18 protein-coding genes are annotated in these 14873 nt (G+C 68.1%); 16 read left to right on the top strand and 2 right to left on the bottom strand.

Annotated elements, in window-relative coordinates:
* Positions 1-93 precede the first annotated feature (93 nt).
* A complete protein-coding gene (locus AC5RWD_RS18915) occupies positions 94-723 on the top strand; it encodes a DedA family protein (protein WP_494021484.1) in 630 nt (209 codons plus the stop codon).
* 18 nt (positions 724-741) lie between these two features.
* Here AC5RWD_RS18915 and AC5RWD_RS18910 read toward each other — a convergent pair whose 3' ends face one another.
* Positions 742-1047, bottom strand: coding sequence for a hypothetical protein (locus AC5RWD_RS18910; RefSeq protein ID WP_494021483.1), 306 nt, complete (start codon positions 1045-1047; stop codon positions 742-744).
* Between the two features lie 171 nt (positions 1048-1218).
* On the opposite strand from AC5RWD_RS18910, the gene AC5RWD_RS18905 reads away from it, so the two are divergent.
* The 12 genes from AC5RWD_RS18905 to AC5RWD_RS18850 are packed head-to-tail and all read left to right on the top strand — an operon-like array spanning position 1219 to position 10671.
* Positions 1219-1548, top strand: a complete 330-nt coding sequence (locus tag AC5RWD_RS18905) for a hydrogenase maturation nickel metallochaperone HypA/HybF (RefSeq protein WP_494021482.1) — start codon at positions 1219-1221, stop codon at positions 1546-1548.
* Positions 1549-1551: 3 nt separating this feature from the next.
* On the top strand, positions 1552-2493 hold the full coding sequence (gene hypB, locus AC5RWD_RS18900; protein WP_494021481.1) for a hydrogenase nickel incorporation protein HypB: 942 nt from the start codon (positions 1552-1554) through the stop codon (positions 2491-2493).
* A gap of 31 nt (positions 2494-2524) precedes the next feature.
* The gene (locus AC5RWD_RS18895) at positions 2525-3583 is read left to right on the top strand and encodes an NADH-quinone oxidoreductase subunit B family protein (RefSeq protein WP_190604541.1); all 1059 of its coding nucleotides are present in this window, start codon (positions 2525-2527) and stop codon (positions 3581-3583) included.
* A gap of 28 nt (positions 3584-3611) precedes the next feature.
* Positions 3612-5405, top strand: a complete 1794-nt coding sequence (locus tag AC5RWD_RS18890; protein ID WP_494021480.1) for a nickel-dependent hydrogenase large subunit — start codon at positions 3612-3614, stop codon at positions 5403-5405.
* A 3-nt stretch (positions 5406-5408) separates the two neighbouring features.
* Entirely contained in the window at positions 5409-6611 is a 1203-nt protein-coding gene (locus AC5RWD_RS18885; RefSeq protein WP_494021479.1) for a NifU family protein, read from the top strand.
* A complete protein-coding gene (locus AC5RWD_RS18880) occupies positions 6608-7372 on the top strand; it encodes a DUF5947 family protein (protein ID WP_494021478.1) in 765 nt (254 codons plus the stop codon). Before AC5RWD_RS18885 ends, AC5RWD_RS18880 begins: the two co-directional genes overlap by 4 nt.
* Positions 7369-8022, top strand: a complete 654-nt coding sequence (locus AC5RWD_RS18875; protein WP_494021477.1) for a DUF6084 family protein — start codon at positions 7369-7371, stop codon at positions 8020-8022. Before AC5RWD_RS18880 ends, AC5RWD_RS18875 begins: the two co-directional genes overlap by 4 nt.
* Positions 8019-9389 (top strand): hypothetical protein, encoded by a 1371-nt coding sequence (locus AC5RWD_RS18870; RefSeq protein WP_494021476.1) that lies wholly within the window; start codon positions 8019-8021, stop codon positions 9387-9389. The genes AC5RWD_RS18875 and AC5RWD_RS18870 overlap by 4 nt, the downstream gene beginning before the upstream one ends.
* Positions 9386-9505, top strand: a complete 120-nt coding sequence (locus tag AC5RWD_RS18865) for a DUF6893 family small protein (RefSeq protein WP_373460082.1) — start codon at positions 9386-9388, stop codon at positions 9503-9505. The genes AC5RWD_RS18870 and AC5RWD_RS18865 overlap by 4 nt, the downstream gene beginning before the upstream one ends.
* A complete protein-coding gene (locus AC5RWD_RS18860; RefSeq protein WP_494021475.1) occupies positions 9502-10038 on the top strand; it encodes a hydrogenase maturation protease in 537 nt (178 codons plus the stop codon). Before AC5RWD_RS18865 ends, AC5RWD_RS18860 begins: the two co-directional genes overlap by 4 nt.
* Positions 10039-10052: 14 nt before the next feature.
* The gene (locus tag AC5RWD_RS18855; RefSeq protein ID WP_494021474.1) at positions 10053-10355 is read left to right on the top strand and encodes a HypC/HybG/HupF family hydrogenase formation chaperone; all 303 of its coding nucleotides are present in this window, start codon (positions 10053-10055) and stop codon (positions 10353-10355) included.
* Positions 10333-10671: a hypothetical protein gene (locus AC5RWD_RS18850; RefSeq protein WP_494021473.1), complete on the top strand. Its 339-nt coding sequence runs from the start codon at positions 10333-10335 to the stop codon at positions 10669-10671. The genes AC5RWD_RS18855 and AC5RWD_RS18850 overlap by 23 nt, the downstream gene beginning before the upstream one ends.
* Positions 10672-10696: 25 nt before the next feature.
* Here the strand turns inward: AC5RWD_RS18850 and AC5RWD_RS18845 are convergent, their stop codons facing one another.
* The gene (locus tag AC5RWD_RS18845; RefSeq protein WP_494021472.1) at positions 10697-11470 is read right to left on the bottom strand and encodes a DUF6390 family protein; all 774 of its coding nucleotides are present in this window, start codon (positions 11468-11470) and stop codon (positions 10697-10699) included.
* Positions 11471-11630: 160 nt separating this feature from the next.
* Between AC5RWD_RS18845 and AC5RWD_RS18840 the strand changes: the two genes are divergently transcribed.
* From AC5RWD_RS18840 to AC5RWD_RS18830, 3 genes are read left to right on the top strand one after another with little or no spacing between them, the layout of a single operon-like run.
* The gene (locus tag AC5RWD_RS18840; protein ID WP_494021471.1) at positions 11631-12764 is read left to right on the top strand and encodes an ABC transporter substrate-binding protein; all 1134 of its coding nucleotides are present in this window, start codon (positions 11631-11633) and stop codon (positions 12762-12764) included.
* Positions 12757-13950: a FecCD family ABC transporter permease gene (locus tag AC5RWD_RS18835; protein ID WP_494021470.1), complete on the top strand. Its 1194-nt coding sequence runs from the start codon at positions 12757-12759 to the stop codon at positions 13948-13950. The genes AC5RWD_RS18840 and AC5RWD_RS18835 overlap by 8 nt, the downstream gene beginning before the upstream one ends.
* The gene (locus AC5RWD_RS18830) at positions 13943-14701 is read left to right on the top strand and encodes an ABC transporter ATP-binding protein (protein WP_494021469.1); all 759 of its coding nucleotides are present in this window, start codon (positions 13943-13945) and stop codon (positions 14699-14701) included. The genes AC5RWD_RS18835 and AC5RWD_RS18830 overlap by 8 nt, the downstream gene beginning before the upstream one ends.
* The last annotated feature ends 172 nt before the right edge of the window (positions 14702-14873 follow it).

Below are 14873 nucleotides of genomic sequence, written 5' to 3'. Positions count from 1 at the left end.
CCCCCGGTCAGGCGTAGGGGTCCTGTCCGGCGGACGTTATTCCACGGCGGTCCGGGCGGGGCGCTCTGGTTCCGGGTGCGGTACGTTGAGCAAATGGACTTCGGCAACCCGGACACCTGGAGCACGGCGATCTACTTCTGGATCATTCCCGCTGTCCTCGGTGATGCCATCTTTCCGCCGATACCCTCCGAGATGGTGCTGATCACGGGCGGTGCCCTGTCAGCGGCGGGACGCGCCAACCTCTTCCTGGTCGGTTTCCTGTCCGCCACGGCCTCCTGGCTGGGCGACATGGTGGTGTTCCAACTGTTCAAGCGCCGGCTGAGCCACATCCTTGACCGCTGGGCGTGGGGCCGAAAAATCCATCACGGCATCCACGAAGCCATCGCCAAGGCGGGCCGGTCCTCCGCCTACGGCACCATCATCGGTGCGCGGTTCATCCCCGGGGGCCGGCTCGCCACGTCCGCCGCCGCGGGCATCGCCGACGTCTCCACCCGGGGGTTCAGCCTGTGTGCCGGGCTGGGAGCTGTGCTGTGGGCGACCTGGCTCGTCGGACTGGGCTACTTCACGGGCTCCGCCACGCGGCTGCCCTTCTGGGCGAGTTCGCTCATCGGTGCGGCCGCCGGCTTGGTGATCGGCGCCGTCGTAGGTCTGATCGCCACCCGCCGGCGCGGCGACCGCTCCCCCGTGGACGAACCGGGCGGAACCCCCGATTCCGGCGCTTAAGGTCCGGGCGTCTAAGCGTTAGACGGGCGCCCAGCGGCCGCGGCTGCGGCGGAGCAAAGAAAGCGAGCCTGTCAGCGCAACGCGTTCGACGGCGTCGCGCATCACGGCTGCCGACTCCCTGGCCGCGCTGTTCTCACTGTTGTATTCGGTGGCCTCCACCAGGAACCGCAGGTTCAGCTGCGGCACGCCGCCGGCCAGGTCCAGCTGGTGCGACTCCACGTGGTGCCGCGATCCCAGCGCCGCCACAGCGGTGTCCATTACGGCTTCCGGAGGGTTGCCCGGCCTCAGCCCGGTGATCTTGAGTCTGGTCTGGAAGGACGGCATCATCCCACCCTAGCGCCCGGCGCAGGACATAGCGCGAACGGACATTTAAAGCCCCAAATTCGTGGCTCCGGGGGGCCTCAACTGTGCGTTCGCGCCGGGAGCTAGGCCCCCGCATCCGGACAGTTGCGTTTTGTCTGGAGCGAGCCTATCTTGGCAGGAAGGGGCGCGATTATGCACGAACTCTCCATCACGCAGGGCCTTGTCGACGCCGTTCTCAACCGCACAGGCGAACGGACGGTCACGGCGGTCAACCTGAGGATCGGTCCCCTTTCCGGCGTACTAGCTGATGCCGTGCGCTTTTGTTTTGACGTGGCAGCGGCCGGCACCCCGCTGGCCGGCGCACAGCTGCAGATCGAGGAGCCGCAAGGCCGCGGCCGGTGCCGCAGCTGCCAGGACGAATTCACCCTGAGCGATCTCATTCTGCTTTGCCCTTGCGGAAGCGCGGACGTCGAAGTCCTCAGCGGCCGCGAGCTGATGCTGATGTCAGTGGAGGTGGCATAGGACATGTGTACAACATGCGGTTGCGGCGACGAGGCCGGAACCCGCATTTCAAATCTCGCAGGCGAACTGCAGGCACCCGGCCCCGGCCACCAGCACAGCCACACAGATGAGCACGGGCGCACCTACACCCACGAGCACCCGGACTCCCATGCGCACACCCACGTCCATGCCGACTCCCATGACCACCACCCCGGGCACTCGGACGGGCACCACCATGCGGCACCGGGCACGGAGACCGTCGTGCTCGAACAGAACCTGCTGGCCAAGAACGACCTGCTGGCCGCCACCAACCGCGGCTGGCTCGCCGGCCGCGGAGTCCGCGCCTTCAATGTCATGAGTTCACCCGGTGCCGGCAAGACCACCCTCTTGGTCCGCACCCTGGCCGAACTCGGCGGGCGCCTGAAGGCAGGCGTCATCGAAGGGGACCAGGAGACGTCCCTCGACGCTGACCGCATCCGCGCCACCGGGCGACCGGTCATCCAGATCAACACCGGGGCCGGCTGCCATCTCGACGCCGACATGCTGCGGCACGGCCTCGATGCGCTGTCCCCGGAGCCGGGTTCCACGGTCTTCATCGAAAATGTGGGCAACCTCGTCTGCCCCGCGCTTTTTGACCTCGGCGAAACAGCCAAGGTGGTGATCGTCTCGGTAACGGAAGGTGATGACAAACCCCAGAAATACCCGCACATGTTCATGGCAGCCGACCTCGTGATCGTCAACAAGTCGGACCTGCTCCCCTACGTCGAATTCAACGTCGACGAGTGCCTGCGCCGCATCCGGCAGATCAATCCGCGGGCCGAATTCCTCACGTTGTCCGCCACCACCGGCGAAGGCCTCGCCGGCTGGTACGGCTGGCTCGACGGCGCCGCCTCCCCGGCGGCGGCGCCAACCCCCGGGGCAGCCCGGCCAGAACCCCTGGCCGGCTCCCTGACAGAAGCACACTGAGCTCCGCAAGGGGCCACTGAAAGAGGCAACGATGCCTACGGAAACTTCCCTTAAGGCCGAAGAAGCCCTCATCCACGTGCTGTGGATCAACGCAGGGCTCAGTTGTGACGGCGACTCGGTGGCGCTGACCGCGGCCACCCAGCCGAGCGTCGAGGAGATCGCCCTCGGGGCGCTGCCCGGCCTGCCGAAGATCGCCATGCACTGGCCGCTGATCGACTTCGAATGCGGCCCGCAGGAGGGGGCCGACGATTTCCTGGAATGGTTCCGCAAGGCGGACCGGGGCGAACTGGAACCGTTCGTGCTGGTGGTCGAGGGATCCATCCCCAACGAGAAACTCCACGACCCCGGCGGCTACTGGTGCGGGTTCGGCAACGACCTGGAGACCGGCCAGCCGATTACCACCAGCGAATGGCTGGACCGCCTGGCTCCGAAGGCCACCGCCATCATCGCCGCCGGAACCTGCGCCACCTACGGCGGCATCCACGCTATGGCGGGCAATCCGACCGGTGCCATGGGCGTGCCGGACTACCTCGGCTACGACTGGAAGTCCAAGGCAGGCATTCCCATTGTGTGCGTGCCCGGATGCCCGATCCAGCCTGACAACCTCTCCGAAACCATGACGTACCTGCTGTACCAGGCCACCGGCCAGGCACCGATGATTCCCCTGGACGAGGCACTGCGTCCCACCTGGCTGTTCGGCAAGACGGTCCACGAGGGCTGCGACCGGGCCGGCTACTACGAGCAGGGTGACTTCGCCACCGAGTACGGTTCCCCCAAGTGCATCGTCAAGCTCGGCTGCTGGGGTCCCGTGGTGAAGTGCAACGTGCCCAAGCGCGGCTGGATGAACGGCATCGGCGGTTGCCCCAACGTCGGCGGCATCTGCATCGGCTGCACCATGCCGGGCTTCCCGGACAAGTTCATGCCCTTCATGGATGAGCCTCCCGGCGGAAAGCTTTCCACCAGCACCATCCGGCCCTACGGCTCCGCCATCCGGACCCTGAGGGGCATCACGACGCACACGCTGGACCAGGAGCCCAAGTGGCGCCGGCCCGGACCCGAGCTCCTCACCGGGGCCCGGCGCACCTGGTAACCCACCCACTTCCAGACAGGCGAAGACAATGACGTCCACAATTCCCATGGGTTCCGGAAGCGGAACGGGCAACAACAACCTGGTGGAGATGAACTGGGACCCCATCACCAGGATCGTCGGCAGCCTCGGCATCTACACCAAGATCGATTTCGAGAACAACCAGGTCGTGGAATGCAAGAGCACTTCCTCGATCTTCCGCGGCTATTCCCTCTTCATGAAAGGCAAGGACCCGAGGGACGCCCACTTCATCACCAGCCGCATCTGCGGGATCTGCGGCGACAACCACGCCACCTGCTCCTGCTATACGCAAAACATGGCCTACGGCGTCAAGCCCCCGAGCCTGGGCGAATGGATCGTCAACATGGGCGAAGCCGCCGAGTACATGTTCGACCACAACATCTTCCAGGAAAACCTGGTGGGCGTGGACTACTGCGAAAAGATGGTCTCCGAGACCAACCCCGGTGTCCTGGCCAAGGCCGAGAACACCAGGGCCCCGCACGAGGCCGACCACGGCTACCGCACCATAGCCGACATAATGCGCTCGTTGAATCCCTTCACCGGTGAGTTCTACCGCGAAGCACTGCAGGTCAGTCGCCTCACCCGCGAAATGTTCTGCCTCATGGAGGGCCGCCACGTGCACCCCTCCACGCTCTATCCGGGCGGGGTGGGGACGGTGGCCACCATCCAGCTGATGACGGACTACATCACCCGGCTCATGCGCTACGTCGAGTTCATGAAAAAGGTCGTCCCGATGCACGATGACCTGTTCGACTTCTTCTACGAGGCGCTGCCGGGCTACGAACAGGTGGGGCTGCGGCGCACGCTGCTGGGCTGCTGGGGATCGCTGCAGGACCCCGACTACTGCAACTTCGAGTACAAGGACATGACCGAGTGGGGCCGGAAGATGTTCGTCACCCCGGGCGTGGTGGTGGACGGCCAGCTGGTCACCACCGACCTGGTGCGGATCAACCTGGGCCTGCGGATCATGCTCGGCTCCTCGTACTACGAGGACTGGGAAGACCAGGAAATGTTCGTCACCCACGATCCCCTGGGCAACCCCGTGGACCGCAGGCACCCCTGGAACCAGCACACCAACCCGCGGCCCCAGAAACGCGACCTTTCGGACAAGTACAGCTGGGTCATGTCCCCGCGCTGGTTCGACGGCCAGGACAACCTCGCCCTGGACACCGGCGGCGGCCCGCTGGCACGGCTCTGGGCCACGGCGCTCGCCGGACTCGTGGACATCGGCTACATCAAGGCCACCGGCAGGAGTGTCCAGATCAACCTGCCGAAAACCGCGCTGAAGGGACCCGTCACCTTCGAGTGGAACATCCCGCAGTGGAGCAACACGCTGGAGCGCAACCGGGCGCGCACCTACTTCCAGGCCTACGCCGCGGCGGCCGCGCTGCACTTCGCGGAAAAGGCCCTAGAGGAAATCCGGGCCGGGCGCACCAAGACGTGGGAAACCTTCGAGGTCCCCGAGGAAGGCATCGGCTGCGGCTTCACCGAAGCGGTCCGCGGGGTCCTGTCCCACCACATGGTGATCCGCGACGGCAAGATCGCCAACTACCACCCCTATCCGCCCACCCCCTGGAACGCCAGCCCCACGGATTCCAATGGCGTGGCCGGCCCCTACGAGGATGCGGTTCAGGGGCAGCCGATCTTCGAGGAGAACGACCGCGAGCACTTTAAGGGCATAGACATCATGCGCACTGTCCGCAGCTTCGACCCCTGCCTGCCTTGCGGTGTACACATGTACCTGGGCAACGGGCAGGCGCTGGACCTGCTGCACTCCCCCACCCAGACGCTGACCGGCGAGTAGGCCATGCTCGGCGGGGACAGGCCACCGCTGCAGAACGGTGACCAAATCGGCACACTCCTCGACGCCCTCGGCGCCGGCGGGGCGGTGGCCCGCGGCCGTGCCGAGGACCTGGTCCGGCAGGTGACAGACCTCTACGGCGCCGGACTGCAGCGGATCATGGAGATCCTGGAGGCCCAGGGAAAGCTCGACGACGACACGCTGGAAGCGCTGACCGCTGACAGCCTGGTGGCCGGCCTCCTGGTCATCCACGGGCTGCACCCTCAGTCGATGGAGGCACGCGTGGCGGCGGCACTGGACAGCGTCCGGCCCTACCTGGGCTCCCACGGCGGCGACGTGGAACTGGAGGGCGTCAGCCCCGACGGCGTGGTGCGGCTCAAGCTGCTGGGCACTTGCCAGGGCTGCCCGTCGTCGTCCGTCACCCTCAAGTACGCCGTTGAGGAGGCCATCCAGAACGCAGCGCCCGAAGTGACGGCCATCGACGTCGTCGAGGCGGAAAAGCAGCCGGGTGCACCGGCGCTGATTCCGGTGGACTCGCTGCTGGTCCGGGTAAACAATCCGGCGGGCGGCACGCCCGCGGAATCCTGGCACGACATGTCCGGCGGCACGTGGGAACCCGTACCGGAGGTCGCCGGGCTGGAACCCGGCGAGGTGGCAGGTTTCCTCGTGGGCGGCTACCCGGTGCTGGCCTGCCGTACCGGGCAGGACATCTACGCGTACCGCGACTACTGCCCCCGCTGCACCGGCTCGATGGCCGGCGCCGTGCTGCAGCGCGCTCTCGCGGCACCGGCTGGCGGAGGCCTGCTGACCTGCCCCACCTGCCGCGGCCACTTTGACGTCCGGCGCGCCGGCATGTGCCTCGAGGACAAGAACCTGCACCTTGAGCCGCTTCCGCTGCTGGTCCGGAACGGAGTGATGTCCGTGGCGGTCCCGACGGTGTCCGTGCAGTCTGCAGCGTTGCCGGTTTCACCCGCGCTTTCACCCGCGCCGGTGGCCTCGGCAGAGGTGACGCCGGTGCAAGCGCTCCCCCTGGTGACGCCGACAGGGCTGCAGGCGGTCCGCGAATCGGCCGAGCCGGTGCAGGCACCGGCACCAGTATCTGCGCCGGCTACCGTATCCGTGCCGGCGGCCGCGGTGGCCACACCTGCGCCGTCTGCCGTCATGGCCCCGGAGCTGCAGGGAGCTGCGGGGGCAGGACCGCTGAAATGAACATGGAGAGCGGAGGAGGTACAGGGCGCGGCACGGGGACCGGACAGGCCAGCGGCGCCTTGCCGGTGGCCTTACTGCGGCGGATTTCCGCGAACCGGCCCGCTCCCGCCGCCGGGGAATGCTGCGAAATGTGCGGCGAACCGATTCCCGATGCACACCAGCACGTGGTGGACCTGGAGAGCCACGCGATGATGTGCACCTGCCGGCCCTGCTACCTCCTCTTCACCGACGCGACCGCCCACCTGCGCTACCGCTCGGTACCGGACAGATACCTCTCGTTCCCGGACTTCGATCTGGGCCCTGGGCAGTGGGACGAACTGGAAATTCCGGTGGGCCTCGCATTCTTCTTCCGCAGCTCCAAACTCGGCCGCACGGTGGCGTTTTACCCCGGCCCGGCCGGGGCCACGGAATCGGAACTGCCGCTCGCCGCCTGGGACGGCGTGCTGGCCCGCAACCCTGCCCTCGGCCTCGCAGCGCCGGACACCGAGGCGCTGCTGATCCGCGGCCCGGGTCCGGGCAGGCCGGTCGCGGACTGCCATCTCGTTCCGGTGGACGCCTGCTACGAGCTGGTGGGCCGGCTGCGCCGCCTCTGGCGGGGGTTCGACGGCGGCCAGGAGGCGCGCGATGAACTCACCGCTTTCTTCGACCGGATCACCCGCCGCAGTGTTCCGGCACCGGCAGACCCCGGCAGCGGGGAATCCGGCAGCGCAACGTCCAGCAGGGTGTCCAGCAGGACGTCCGGCACGGGAGGCTTCCGGTGACCGAACTGTCCTTCGCCGTGCTGGAGATCCGGCCCGAACCCTACGCAGCCGCCCCGCAACTGACGGCCAGGCTGCAGGTAGCGGAAGGCACCGGTGCCGTGGTGCACGCGGTGGCGCTGCGCTGCCAGGTCCGGATCCTGCCGCAGCGCCGCGGCTACGCCCCCGAGGAGGAGACCGGCCTGCTGGACCTCTTCGGCGGCCGCGGGCGCTGGCCCACCACCCTCAAGTCCTTCGTCTGGATGCAATGCAGCACCATGGTGCAGGGTTTCACGGGCAGCACCGAGGTGGACCTCCCGCTGCCCTGCACGTTTGATTTCGACGTTGCCGCAGCCAAATACCTCCATGCCCTGCACGAGGGCGAGATACCGCTGGAGCTGCTGTTCTCCGGCACGGTGTTCACCCGGGGGCAGACGGGTTTCACCGTGGAACAGGTGCCATGGGACCTTGAGGCGTCCTACCGGCTGCCCGTCGCCGCCTGGCGCAGCCTGATGGACCAGTATTTCCCCAACGCCGGATGGATCCGCCTGGACCGCGACGTCGTGGCAGCACTCGCCCAGTACAGGTCCTCCCGGGGCCTCACGTCCTGGGAAGCCACGGTGGAGAAGCTGCTCGTCCAGGCCACCGCCGATGTGTCCGGGGAGCGGCCATGAACACCAGCCTGGCCCTTGCCCGGGCCGTCGCCGATGCCGTCCTCTACGAGGGCTACCTGCTCTACCCCTACCGTGCCTCCGCCCAGAAGAACCAATCCCGCTGGCAGTTCGGGATCCTAGGTCCCCCGGGCGCCGCGGATGACGGTTACGGGGAGGAACCGTCCATGTCCGCCGACTGCCTGCTTGCCCCGGGGGCCCAGGCCAGGCTTGAAATCCACTTCCGCTTCCTGCAGCTGCAGTCGCGGGCGGTCGAAAAAGCGGACGACGGCGGCTTCACTCCCGCTGACAGCCTCACCGTGGGCAGCGCGAACTGGCTGAGCTGGGACGAGGCCGTTGAGCAGGAGGCGACGTTCGGGCCGTTCTCCGTCGCCCAGCTCCGGGCCGGACAGGTCCTGCCCGTGGAAGTCCCGGAGGGACTCGACGTCGAAGAACTCAAGAACGACGCCGGGAGGCCGGCAGGCCGGCTGGTGCGCCGGCGTCGTGCGCTCCAAGGCGAACTGCGGATACAGGCCACCGAAGATTCCCCCGGCCTCCTGCGGCTCAGCATCGCCGCGGCCAACACGGCCCGGCCCCTCCCGGGGGCCGGAAACCGGCACGATGCCACCGCGGTCTCCTTCATCGGCGCGCACCTGCTGCTCGCCGTGCGGGACGGGGATTTCGTCTCGCTGCTCGACCCGCCGGCATGGGCACAGTCCTCGGCAGGGCTGTGTTCGCAGCACCGCTGCTGGCCCGTGCTGGCCGGCCCCGAAGGCCAGACCGACGTGCTGCTGATCTCGCCCATCATTCTCTACGACCACCCCGCCGTCGCCCCGGAAAGTTCGGTCGCACTGTACGACTCCACAGAGATCGACGAGATCCTCACCCTGCGGGTGCTGGCGCTGACCGACGAGGAGAAAGCCGAGGCGCGGTCGACGGATCCGCGGGCCGCGGCGGTTATCGACCGTTGCGAGGCGATGTCGCCGGAGGACCTCCAGCAGCTGCACGGCGCCCTGCGGAACCCATACGGCTTCGCCGCGGATCCCGCCGACGCATGGACCGCAGCCGGTCAGGACGTTCCCTGGTGGAATCCTGCGGCGGAGGCCAGCGTCCGGCCGGACGAGGACGCCGTCATGATTGACGGCGTCGCAGTGGCGCGCGGCAGCCGCGTGCGCGTGCACCCGAAGCGGCGCGCCGACGCGCAGGACCTGTTCTTCGGCGGTCAGACCGGGCGGGTCACCAGCGTGCACTTCGACGTCGACGGCAGCACCCACGTCGGGCTCGTCCTTGAGCAGGATCCGGCGGCCGACCTCCATGAGGGCTACAGCCGGTCCTTCTACTACGCGCCCGACGAACTGGAACCGCTGGAGGGAAAGGAAAACCCGCAATGAAGGCAATAGGAATGGCCACTGTTTCCGTGCTGGCGGCGATGGCCCTCTGGGGCATCTACGCCGGGATCCGCGCAGTTCCGGATATCCGGCGGTACATGAAAGTGCGGCGGATGTGACCGCCGTCGGCAGCGCAGGGACAGCCCGGCAAGGCTCCGGCGAGCGCACGGGCCGCATCCTCGTGGCCGGCGTCGGGAACATGTTCCTGCACGACGACGGCTTCGGCCCAGAGGTGGCCCGGCACCTCGCCGCCCACCCGCAGCCGCTGGACCCCGGGGCCCGCGTGGTGGACTACGGCATTCGCGGCATGCATCTGGCCTACGACCTGCTCGCCGGCGTCGACATCCTGGTCCTTGTGGACACGGTGCCCGCGGACGGGAACTCGGTCCCCGGAAGCATCCGTGTGCTGCAGGTCAGCGCGGCGGACCTGGACGGTAGGGCCCTGCTCGATCCCCACGGCATCGACCCGGCGGCCGTGCTCGGCAGGCTGCAGTCCATGGGCGGCAGCCTGCCTGCCACGTTTGTGGTGGGCTGTGTCCCCGCAGACCTGTCCGAGGGCATCGGTCTCTCGCCAGCGGTGGCCGCGGCGGTGTCCGAGGCTGCCGGTGCCGTCGAGTCCCTGCTCGGCCAGCAGTCCTCCACTCCAAGCTAAGGCGGTGTCTGTCCATGTGCCTCGGAATACCCGGCAGGGTCGTTGAACTCCTCGAGGGCTACGGCGGCCAGCTCGCACTCATCGACGTGGCCGGAGTGCAGCGGAAGATCAACATCGGGCTGCTTGATGAGGGCCCCCTCGAACCCGGCACCTGGGTTCTGATCCACATGGGCTTCGCACTGGAACGCGTGGACGCCGCGGGCGCCGAACAGGCCATGGAAGGACTGGAACTGATGGGCCGCCCGGCGGACACCGCCGACGGGCGGCCGGCACAACCACCCCAAGGAGGGCAGCATGTCACCCACAAACCAGCCTGATCGCGACGACAAGGAACAGGGCACCGCACCGGGCACGGCACGGGCTTTCGGCAGCGAGCCGCCGCTGAAGGAACCCGCCCAGCCCGGAGCGGACGAAACCCCGGAAGACGCCGCGCCGGCACCGGCCGGGGTCGGCGTCAGCACCACGCGCAGGGGCGAGGACGTCATCAAGGAAGAGGGTTCGGAGCCTGGGCGCGAGCACACAGGAACCGACGAATCTCCTGCCGGCAGGCCAACCGGCGAGTCCTCCGCCCGCGATGCCACCTCCGTCAAGAGCCCCGAACATCCCGACAGCGCGGCGCCGCAGTCGCCTTAGCCATCGGGGGCCTTAGCAGCCGGGGCTAGTGTTCGAGCGCTATGGCCGCGCCGCGGTGTTCGACGCCGCTGTTGGCGATCAGAAGGTGCCGCGCTGTAAAGTGCTTCAGCTGCTGGAGCTGGTGCGCCGAGAGGCGGTCACACACCCAGTCCCAGTGCAGTGAGACCACGTCGCCCACGGCCAGGCCCTGCACGAAACCGGTTCCATTCACGGCAAACTTGGCCGACTCCACCACTGGTTCGCCGATGTCCAGGGCTGTGCCGTCCCATACCAGCGGCCGGGACCGCACGACGGCGTCATCCCCGGAGATCGCGAGCACCTGGCCCCAGCGGATCCGGCATCTGTCCAGCACGTTCAGCGCGGTGGCGTGCCGGCGTTCGTCGCGCAGCAGGCCCAGCCAAGGGTAGATCTCGAACACGTGGAAACTGTGGTGCGGGACGCCGCCCGCCAGCACGCCTTCCACCAGATGTGGGAACTGCCGGCCGGTGCGCGCCCGGAACCGATCCTCCATGGAATTGCCGATGTTCGTGATGCCGACGGAATCCAGCAGGCTGTTGCCCACCCAGTAAGCCTCCACCACACGGGCGTCCAGCGGGTCGGCAATGCCGTGTGATCCCGCAATCAGTTCGAGGTAGGGCCAGGCACCGGCAAAACCCCTGGCCAGTTCGCGGAGCCCCTGGTCGGTGACCCCGGACTGCCCGTACTGCAGCAGGGCGTCACTGTCCGGCGGCCCGCAGCTGCCCCGCGAATTGGGCGGATAGGCATAGCGGACAAACAACTGGGCACCATCGATAACCATCCCGTGGCCACCTTCTGCGAGCGTCCTCTGAAAGTAGCACCGGGCCATGGCCCGGACAAGGGACGGCCCGCAGCCCTTCCCCTTCGGTAAGGCGGGCAGGGCGTTGACAGCCCTGCCCTCGAAGCGGATGCTGTGAGGACCCACTCGCAGGGAGTCAACGATGACAGCTGCAGACCTCAACCGCCGCGCCGCCCTACAGGTGTTCATGGCAGGCGGCTCCGCCGCCCTGCTGGCAGGATGCGGCGCATCCGGCACCGCCCCGCCGTCGTCCCCTCCGGGCAGCACCAACAGCATCAGCCTCACGGACCAGCGCGGCAAGACCCTGTCCTTTGCCCGGCCCGTGGCCCGGGTGGTGACCATCCCCATGCCGTCGGCGTCCCTGCTGGTAGCCGTTGACCGCAGCGCCGACCATCTCGCGGCCATGCACAAGGCCTCCTGGGTGGCCATGCGCGACGGCATCATGGGCGCCATGTTTCCCGCCGCCCTGGACCTCCCGCACGACATCGCCACCCAGGACTTCACCGCCAACGTTGAGAGCGTTCGGGCCCTCAACCCGGACGTGGTGGTCCAGTGGTCGGACGGGGAGCTCGTCGAGCCCCTGGAGAAGGCCGGGCTGCAGGTGCTGGGGCTGAAAAACTCCGGCACGCAGGAGGATGTGGATACCTGGGTCACCATGTTCGCCGCCATGCTCGGCAAGCCCGAACGGGCCACAGAGCTCAAGACCCGCAGCGACGGGGAACTTGACGAGGTCAAGTCCCTGGCGGCAGGGCGCGCGTCCAAGGGCCCGAGTATCCTGTATTTCAACCGCTTCACAGGCGGGCTCAAGGTCGCCGGCGCCAACAGCTACAACGACTTCTACATCAAGCTGGTGGGCGGCTCCAACCCGCCCACCGGCAAGGATCCGCTGACCGGGGCCGGCATGGTGGGCGTGGACATCGAGCAGGTGCTGCGCTGGGACCCCGAGGTCATCCTGCTGGGCAACTTCGACGCCGCCATGCCGCGGGACATCTACTCGGACCCGGTGTGGCAGAACGTGGCCGCGGTCCGTGCGAAGCGCGTGTACAAGGTCCCGCTGGGCGGTTACCGCTGGGATCCGCCCGGGCAGGAGTCGCCGCTGATGTGGCACTGGCTGGGCGACATCGCCTTCCCGCAGCAGAAGTCGACGGTGCGGGACAAGGCGACCGACTACTTCAGGTTCCTGTACAACCACGAACTCACGGACCGTGAACTGGACCAGATCCTCTGGACCGCGGAGAACGGGCAATCCGCCAACTACAGTCAGTTCAATGCTTGAGGAGACCGGTTTCCTGCGCCTGCGAAAGCGGCGCCCCGGCGGCCAAGGTCCGGACAAGCAGGGTCCGGCTGGATCCCGGCACCGGCCGGCGCACCCGGCAATGCCGCGGGCAGGCCCGCCGTCTGCCGCGGCTGAGGCGGGCGAACGAAAGGCGACAGAACGACGGCGGGAACCCGCCGTCGTCGTACCCATTGCCCTTTCTGCCTGTTTCCTTGCCGCGGTGGCGGTGGTGGCACTGGCGCTGGGACGCTACAACGTGCCGCTGGACCACGTGGTCCAAATCCTGACCGCACAGCTCGCGCCGGTCCCGGTTCACGCGAGCGCCACCGAACAAAATGTTGTCCTACTGGTGCGGCTGCCGCGGGTGCTGCTCGCACTGCTGGTGGGCGGCGGCCTGGCCATCGGCGGCGCAGCGCTGCAGGCCATTTTCCGCAACCCCCTGGTCAGCCCCGAGATCATCGGCGTCTCCGCCGGCGCGTCCTTCGGCGGTGCCCTGGCGCTGCTGCTCGGCCTGGGCCCGTTCCTCCTGGTGGGCGGCTCCTTCGCGTGCGGGCTGCTGGCCCTCGGAACCCTGTTCCTGATCACCTCGGGCCGTGCGGGGACGCCGATGCTCATGATCGTGCTCGGCGGCGTGGTCACGGGGTCCTTCTTCTCCGCCCTGGTTTCCCTGGTGACCTACATTGCGGACCCCAACACCACACTGCCCGCCATCGTCTTCTGGCTGCTGGGCAGCGTGTCCACGGCCACCTTCGCCAAAGTGGCGGTGGCCCTCATACCGGTCCTGGGCGGAGCCGCCGTCCTCGTGGCCCTGCGCTGGCGGATCAACGTGCTGTCACTCGGCGACGAGGACGCGGCGGCTCTGGGCGTGCGCCCGCGCCCGCTCCGGTGGGTGGTGCTCGTGTCCGTGGCACTGATCGTGGCCGGTGCGGTGGCGGTCAGTGGCGCCGTCAGCTGGGTTGGCCTGGTGATCCCCCACCTTGCCCGGATGTGGGTGGGCCCGGACCACCGTGTCCTGCTGCCCGTGTCCTTCCTGCTGGGTGGCGCCTACATCGTCCTGGTGGACACCATCGCCCGCACAGCCACCGCCGGAGAGATCCCGCTCGGCGTCCTCACGGCCCTGATCGGCGCACCGGTCTTTTTCCTGCTCCTGCGCCGAAACCGCGAGAAGGTCTGGGACAGTGCTTGAACTCGACGGCGTGGGCTTCGGCTATTCGCCCCGGGACTGGGTGTTCCGCGGCGTCAGCTTCCGCGTCCCGCCGGGAACGGCCACCGCCGTACTGGGCCCAAACGGCAGCGGCAAGACCACGCTGGTGCGCTGTGCCGCGGGACTGCTGGACCCACAGGAGGGAACGGTCCGGCTGAGCGAGAGCGCCGGCTACGTCCCGCAGGCGCACGGCAGCGCCTTTGCCTACCGGGCACTGGACATGGTCCTGATGGGGCGCGCCCGGCACATTGGAGTGTTCCGGACCCCCGGGCCCTCCGACCATGCGGCAGCGCTGGAGGCGATGGAGCGGGTCGGCGCGGCCGGACTGTGGGACCGGCGTTTCCCCACTCTCAGCGGCGGCGAGCAGCAGCTGGTCCTGATCGCCCGGGCCATTGCCGCCGGCTCGCCCGTCCTGGTGCTGGACGAGCCCGCCACCGGCCTCGACCTCAAGAACCAGGCCCGCGTCCTGACGCTGCTGCGCGAACTGATGGCGGACGGAATGGCCCTGCTCCTCAGCACCCACCATCCCGACCACGCCCTGCACCTCGCCGACCGCGTGGTCCTGCTGGGGCGGTCCGGTGTGCGGACCGGCGCTGCCGCGGAACTCCTGACCGACGCGCAGCTGTCGGACCTTTACGGAGTGCGCGTGAGCACCGTGGCCTATTCGGACGACGGCGACGGCTTCCCCAGCAGCACGCCCCGCCGGACCATCGTGGTGCACTACGGCAGTTGACGCTCCCTCAGATCTTGTCGCTTCAGGCCGAACGCTTCCTCAACGAGTGAGGAAGCGTTCGGCGAGAAGAGACCAAATGAACTGGTCCCCGATAGTTGGACCTGGTTAGTAAGGCCTAGGCTGCAAGGGCCTGGCTTCGGTATTGTATCGGGCTCAAGCCGTTGAGCTTCGT

This window comes from Arthrobacter sp. CMU6 (assembly GCF_059090205.1).
This window is presented reverse-complemented; position numbering and strand designations above follow the sequence as displayed.